This is a genomic window from Longimicrobium sp. (genome assembly GCA_036389795.1).
Lineage (GTDB): Bacteria > Gemmatimonadota > Gemmatimonadetes > Longimicrobiales > Longimicrobiaceae > Longimicrobium.
The window spans coordinates 48,554-54,940 of record DASVWD010000189.1 but is presented as its reverse complement, the minus strand read 5'-3'; the positions used below and the strand labels follow the sequence as shown (position 1 = coordinate 54,940).

Sequence of the window (6,387 nt, the reverse complement as noted above, 5' to 3'; positions counted from 1 at the left end):
GGGGCGGCCGCACGCCGCGGGGAGCGCGGCCAGCACCCCCGCCAGGAGCGCCCGGGCCAGCCCGGGCCGCAGGTCCCCCCGCGGGGGGCGTGGGGGGAAGCGGGACGGCGTCACGGGCTGGTCTCCGGCTGAAGGTGGTAGCAGGGCGCGCACGCCTTCCCCGCGCAGAGGATGCAGGGCCGCTCGCCATCTTCACTCTGATCCAGCGATCCGTACAGGACCGGCTGCGGCCCGGCGCCCTCCCCGATCGACGCGGGGAGCAGCGCCGGCGCCGCGCCGCCGGTGCCGGCGGCCGCCAGGGCGGCCGCCGCGAACAGCCGGGTGTGGGTGGTCATGGGTCCTGCCTCGGCGGACGGGTTCGCGTTGGGCGACGCGGGACGCGCCGGGTGCGCCGTTCACACGCGTCGTGCGCCCCGAGCGGGCGTGGTTGCGCTCACTCGGCCGAGGTCAGCGTCCGGCACGGGTCGCACTCGGTGGCGTTGTCGCGGCAGATGCAGATCTGCTTGGGGACACCGTCGGGGTCGGTGTAGACGTTGCCGTACTGCGGGGCTGCGATGGCATCCGTGGCCCGCAGCGCCGCGGGGGCGGCCAGGTTCGCGCCGAAGCCGGCGCCCGCCGCCGCGATGGCGACCAGCAGGAAGAATGGGAGTCGCTTGGTCATGGGATGCTCCTTCCGGGGGAGGGTAGAGGGCGGACCCGGCGCGCCTCGCCGGGCCGCACGGGCAAGACCCAAGCCCGCGGTGGCGGGAGGCGCAACCCGTTGCAGCCCAACCAGCTACGATGCCGGTGGAAGGGGGGCGGCGGGGCGGGAGCGGGGGGTTTAGACACCCTCTAGGCGTCTAGACGCCCACCCGTGGAGGCAGGCGGAGGGGGACGCGGGGAGCACGGCGGAAGCCGGCGCCGGGACGGGTCCGGGTGCCGTGGGGCGGCAGGGGGCGGAGCCGGCCCGCCGGCCTACGCGGGGGCGGCCAGGCGGGGGGCGTGGCGCTGCAGCTTGATCCAGAGGGTGGCGCGCGACATCCCCAGGCGGCGCGCCGCGCGCGTGCGGTTGCCGCCTTCCGCGCGGAGCGCCTCCTCGATCATCCGGACCTCCTGGTCGGGGTCGTCGGGCGCCACGTACGCGGACGCGCTCCGCGGCGCCCCCCGCTCCGCGGCCGCGGCGACGCTCTCCGGGGCGTGGAAGCGCTCGGGGAGGTGGCGCACCTCCACGGGACCGCCGCGGGCGTACGCCAGCACCCGCCGGATGCAGTTGTCCAGCTCGCGCAGGTTGCCGGGCCAGGGGTAGGCGGAGAGAAGGGCGAGGGCCGCGGGGGTGATCTCCGGGCGCCCGGCGCCCGGGGGGGCGTTGCGGGCCAGGAAGTACTCGAGCAACGCGGGAACCTCGCCCCTGCGCTCGCGCAGCGCGGGGACGCGGTACTCCAGCACGGCGCAGCGGTAGTACAGGTCTTCGCGGAAGGCGCGCTGGCGCAGCATCTCGCCCAGGTCGCGGTTGGTGGCCGCGATCAGGCGGAAGTGCGCCCGCTGCGCGTGGGTGGCCCCGAGCCGGCGCACCGCGCCCTCCTCCAGCACCTGCAGCAGCTTGGGCTGCGCGGCGGCGGGAAGCTCGCCGATCTCGTCCAGGAACAGCGTCCCGCCCTCGGCCGCCTCCACCAGCCCCGGGCGCGATTCGCGGGCGTCGGTGAACGCGCCCCGCACGTGCCCGAACATCTCGCGCTCGAACAGGCTCTCGGGAATCGACGCGCAGTTGACGTGCACGAAGGGGCGCTCCGGGGAGGGCCCCAGCCGGTGGATCAGCCGCGCCAGGTACGTTTTTCCCGCCCCGGTCTCGCCGTGCAGGAGCACCGCATCGGGCGAGGCGGCGGCGAGCTGCGCGAAGGCGCGGGCTTCGGGTGGAAGGAGCTCGATCTCGCCAGATGTTTCACTGCGATGGCCCCAAAGGTCTCCATCTGGGACCTGCGGCGCTCGTGGCGGCACGGGACCTCCCGGACTTCGGGGGTTTTGCCGAAAGAGGGGAAGAGCATGTCCGGCACAAGGTAGTCGCGCCTGCGGGATCGCACAACCTCGCTGGTCCGGGAGACGTCTTGCGGGATTGGCGCCAGGAGCTAAACATGTCCACAAACGTGCAGACGGCGCATCCCGCTCCCGGCCCGGCGTAGAGGCGGTTGCGCACCCGCGCCTTCGCCGCTCTCTTTCCGCGGCTTCACGCGACCCACTCCGACGAAGCGCGCGTTGACCTCCTTCTCCCTCGCCAACCTGGCGGTCGTCCTCGCCTACGTCGGCGCCGTGGCGGCGCTGGGGAGCCTGCTGGGGCGGCGGCAGAAGGACGCCTCGGACTACTTCCTGGCCGACCACGCGGTGCCCTGGTGGGCGGCGTGCTTCTCCATCGTGGCCACCGAGACCAGCGCGCTCACCGTGATCTCCGTCCCGGCCACGGCGTACGGGGGCGGGCTGTGGATGCTGCAGCTCGCGGCCGGCTACCTGATCGGCCGCATCGCGATCTCCGTCTTCCTCCTCCCGCGCTACTTCCAGGGCGAGCTGGTCACGGCGTACGCGCTCCTGGAGCGGCGCTTCGGGTTGCCGGTGCGGCGGCTGGCGTCGCTCGTCTTCCTGGTGACGCGCACGCTGGCCGACGCGGTGCGCATCTACGCCACCGCCATCCCGCTGGCCGTCATCACGGGGCTCCCCACCTGGCAGTCGATCCTGGCCATCGGCGTCTTCACCCTGGTCTACAGCTACTACGGGGGCCTGCGCGCCGTGGTGTGGGTGGACGTGGCGCAGATGTTCATCTACATCGTGGGCGGCATCGCCGTGCTCTGGGTGCTGATCGACCGCGTCCCCGGCGGGTGGGCGGGGATCGTGGACAGGGCGGGCGCGGCGGGGAAGCTGGACGTCGTCCACCTCTCCGGCGGCTTCGCGGACCCGAAGTGGCTGCTGACGGGGCTGCTGGGCGGGGCCTTCCTCACCATGGCCTCGCACGGGGCCGACCACCTGATCGTGCAGCGGCTGCTCGCCTCGCCCAGCCTGAAAGACGCGCGGCGGGCGCTGGTGGGGTCGGGGGTGATCGTGCTGCTGCAGTTCGCGCTCTTCCTGGTGATCGGCGCGGCGCTGTGGGTGTTCTACCGCGGCGCGGCGTGGGACAGCCCCGACGCCGTCTTCCCCACCTTCGCCGTGCGCGAGCTGCCGCCGGGCGTCTCCGGCCTCGTGGTGGCGGCGATCCTGGCGGCGGCCATGTCGAGCTCGCTGAACGCGCTGGCGGCCGTGTCGGTGCACGACATCTACGCGCCGCTCACCGGCCGGACCGGCGAGGAGCACCTGCTGAAGGTGGGGAAGCGATTCACCCTGTTCTGGGGGGTGATCCTGATCCTGGTCTCCCTCGCCTTCCAGCTGGTGAGGCCGGGGACGCCGCTGGTGATCGTGGCGCTGCAGATCGCCAGCTTCACCTACGGGGGGCTGCTGGGCGGCTTCCTGCTGGGGCTGGTCTCGAAGCGCGCCGGGACGCGCGACGCCCTGGCGGGCATGGGGGTTGCCATCGCCGCCATGGCCTCGCTCTGGGCCGCGCAGCAGTTCGGGGCGATCCCGAAGCTCGTGGACACGCTCTGGTTCAGCCTGCTCGGCTCGGCGCTCACCGTGGGCGTCGGCACGGCGGGCGCCGCGCTGCGCGGATCGAGACCGGCCGCGGCGCCGGGGTGACTTTTCTTTCGCTCGTGAACGGATCGGACGGCCGACGTGGAACTGGTGGCGCTATTCAAGGTGGTGGTGCTGGGGCTGGTGGAGGGGATCACCGAGTTCATCCCCGTCTCGTCCACGGGCCACCTGATCCTCTTCTCGGACTGGCTCGACTTCGAGGGGCACAAGGAGTTCGCCTTCGTCATCTTCATCCAGCTGGGCGCCATCCTGGCCGTGGTGTGGATGTACCGGAAGAAATTCCTGGACGTGCTGAGGAACTGGCGCTCGCCCGAGTCGAAGCGGCTCGTGCTGAACCTGGTGATCGCGACGATCCCCTCGGTGGTGGTGGGGCTGCCGACGGAGAAGTGGGTCGAGACGCACATGTCGAAGCCGTTCCTGGTGGCGGCGGCGCTGGTGGCGGGGGGGATCGGCATTTTGCTGGTGGAGCGCTTCGTCCGGCACGACAAAGTGGGCGACGTGGACGCGATCCCGTGGAAGCTGGCGCTGGGGGTGGGGCTCTTCCAGGTGCTGGCGATCCTCTGGCCGGGGATCTCGCGCTCGGGGGCCACCATCATGGGCGGGCTGGCGCTGGGGCTCTCGCGCACGGCGGCCACGGAGTTCTCGTTCTTCCTGGCCATCCCGGCCATGTTCGGCGCCTCGCTGATCAAGGTGGGCGACATCGCCGACGTGATGACGCCGGCGGACATCCCCGTCTTCGGCGTGGGCTTCGCGGTGGCGTTCGTCTCGGCGCTGCTGGTGATCCACGCGCTGCTGCGCTACGTGTCGCGCAACAGCTTCCGCCCCTTCGCCTGGTACCGGATCGTCGTCGGGCTCGTCCTGATCGCCGTCTACTGGAAGGCGCGGGGGTTCTGACGCCGGATCGCCGGGGCTCGGCGGGGGAGGGGCGGTGAGCCCGCGGCGACGACGGCGAAAAGCCCGCCTGCGCGGGCTCGGGCGGCGTGGGGGCGGGTTTCCGCGCGAGCAGCGTAGGTCCGTTCACGCCGCGTCCGGACGTTCTCACGCGGCGCCGTGGAACCCGCGCGGTTGGACATCGTATCATGCGTCGCTCTCTCCACCCGCCGCGCCCGCCCGACCCTCGCGCTCCCATCGCACCGCGCGCCACCGTGCGACGCGTCCCCCCTCACCCGCGTACCCACATGAGCACACGCCTCGCCGCCGCCCTGCTCGTCGCGCTGGCCGCGCTCCCCGCGCGCGGCGCCGCCCAGACGGGCGCGTCCGCCGCCGGCCCGCTCGCGGCGCCCGCCCTCCCGCGCCAGGCCCCGGCCCTCGCCTGGGCGCCCGCGCTTCTCTCCGACGGGCAGGGAACCGTCGAAGGCGCCGGGGTCGTTCTCCTCGCCGAGACCTGGGGCGAAGACCCGGCGCTCCAGGGGGCGCTGCCGAAGAGCCACCTCTTCTACTCGGTGCCGCTGGCCGTGCTCGGGAGCGTCGGCGGGTCGCTGGTGGGCTACGGCGGCGGGCTGGTGCTGCTGGGGTGCCAGGACGAGTCGTCGTCGTGCGAGACGGGGCCCGACAACTCGGAGTGGGGGCTCTCCGGCCTGCTGATGGCGGTGGGCTCGGCCGCGGGGGCGCACTTCGGCGGGCTCAGGCGCGCCAGCAAGGGCGACTTCCTCTACACCCTGCTCGCGGCCTCCGCCGGCGCCCTGCCGATGGTGATCGGCAACCCCTCCGACAACGAGCCGCTGTTCCTGGGGAGCGTGGCGCTCTCGACCACGGCCGCCGCCCTCACCGACCACTTCGTCCGCAAGCCGCGGTAGGCGTCGGGACGTCGTTTCGATACCGGCTCTGAAAGGGTCTCACACAGAGAAGCGGAGGAACAGAGAACCGAAGTACCTCTGTTTCTCTGTTTCTCCGTGTGATCCCAATCTGTTCGGAACCAGAGCAATGCTCGGGGACGCGATATCAGTCTACCAGCGGCCGTGCCACTCCAGGCCGCCGGGGAGGTCGTCGACGGCGAACTCCAGGTGCACGACGCGGCGGTGGGCGGGGAGGATGGCGGGGGAGGAGGCGTGCAGGAGGAGCGGGCGCATCAGCAGGGCGCCGCCCGCGTCGAAGCAGGCGAAGACGGCGCCGCGCCCCTTCCGCCAGTGCCGCGCCTGCTCCGCGCTCAGGCGGCCGGCGCGGTGCGAGCCGGGGACCACCTGCACGGGGCCGTTCCCCGGGCCGCAGTCGTCCAGGTGCAGGCGCACGGTGAGCATCCGCTCCAGCACCTCGGCGGGCGGCTGCACGTGCGGCACGCCCGCCTTCTCGGACCACGGCCCGAAGCCCGCCACCTCGCGCCGCTCGCGCACGGCGATGGTGAGGTCCTGGTGGTAGGGCGCCTTCCAGTTCGCGTCGGGCGTCTTGTCGAAGAGGATCCCGCGCACCGCGAAGCACCCCGGCCCCAGCACCGGCTCCACCAGCGCGCGCACCGCCGCCGAGCGCGCCAGGGCCCGCACCTCGGGGACCGCCTCCAGCAGGCCGCGGATGGCGTAGACGCTCTCGCGCCGCCGCACGCCCCCGCCCTCGGCGCGCTCCAGCGCCGCCAGCAGCTCCCCGATCTCGCCCCGGGAGAGGACGTACGGGACCATGGCGTACCCGTCGGCTTCGAGGGTCTCCAGCCAGTCTTCCGTGGTGATCGTCGTCATGTGGTCCATTCGGCGAATGATTTTATTACGGAGGACACAGAGGCCACGGAGAACTGCTGGCTTGCTGGTGTCCTCT

7 protein-coding genes are annotated in these 6,387 nt (G+C 72.9%); 3 read left to right on the top strand and 4 right to left on the bottom strand.

Annotated elements, in window-relative coordinates; genetic code table 11:
• Positions 1 to 110: 110 nt before the first annotated feature.
• From VF746_23240 to VF746_23230, 3 genes are all read right to left on the bottom strand, one after another.
• Positions 111 to 335, bottom strand: a complete 225-nt coding sequence (locus VF746_23240; protein ID HEX8695346.1) for a hypothetical protein — start codon at positions 333 to 335, stop codon at positions 111 to 113.
• Positions 336 to 433: 98 nt separating this feature from the next.
• Complete coding sequence (locus VF746_23235; GenBank protein ID HEX8695345.1) at positions 434 to 661, bottom strand: hypothetical protein; 228 nt, start codon at positions 659 to 661, stop codon at positions 434 to 436.
• A gap of 293 nt (positions 662 to 954) precedes the next feature.
• Complete coding sequence (locus VF746_23230) at positions 955 to 1,974, bottom strand: sigma 54-interacting transcriptional regulator (protein ID HEX8695344.1); 1,020 nt, start codon at positions 1,972 to 1,974, stop codon at positions 955 to 957.
• 255 nt (positions 1,975 to 2,229) lie between these two features.
• Here VF746_23230 and VF746_23225 point away from each other — a divergent pair, with 255 nt between their 5' ends.
• From VF746_23225 to VF746_23215, 3 genes are all read left to right on the top strand, one after another.
• Positions 2,230 to 3,690: a sodium:solute symporter gene (locus tag VF746_23225; GenBank protein ID HEX8695343.1), complete on the top strand. Its 1,461-nt coding sequence runs from the start codon at positions 2,230 to 2,232 to the stop codon at positions 3,688 to 3,690.
• A gap of 36 nt (positions 3,691 to 3,726) precedes the next feature.
• On the top strand, positions 3,727 to 4,539 hold the full coding sequence (locus VF746_23220) for an undecaprenyl-diphosphate phosphatase (protein HEX8695342.1): 813 nt from the start codon (positions 3,727 to 3,729) through the stop codon (positions 4,537 to 4,539).
• Positions 4,540 to 4,823: 284 nt separating this feature from the next.
• On the top strand, positions 4,824 to 5,441 hold the full coding sequence (locus VF746_23215; protein HEX8695341.1) for a hypothetical protein: 618 nt from the start codon (positions 4,824 to 4,826) through the stop codon (positions 5,439 to 5,441).
• A gap of 150 nt (positions 5,442 to 5,591) precedes the next feature.
• Here the strand turns inward: VF746_23215 and VF746_23210 are convergent, their stop codons facing one another.
• Positions 5,592 to 6,311: a phytanoyl-CoA dioxygenase family protein gene (locus VF746_23210; protein ID HEX8695340.1), complete on the bottom strand. Its 720-nt coding sequence runs from the start codon at positions 6,309 to 6,311 to the stop codon at positions 5,592 to 5,594.
• Positions 6,312 to 6,387: the final 76 nt, after the last annotated feature.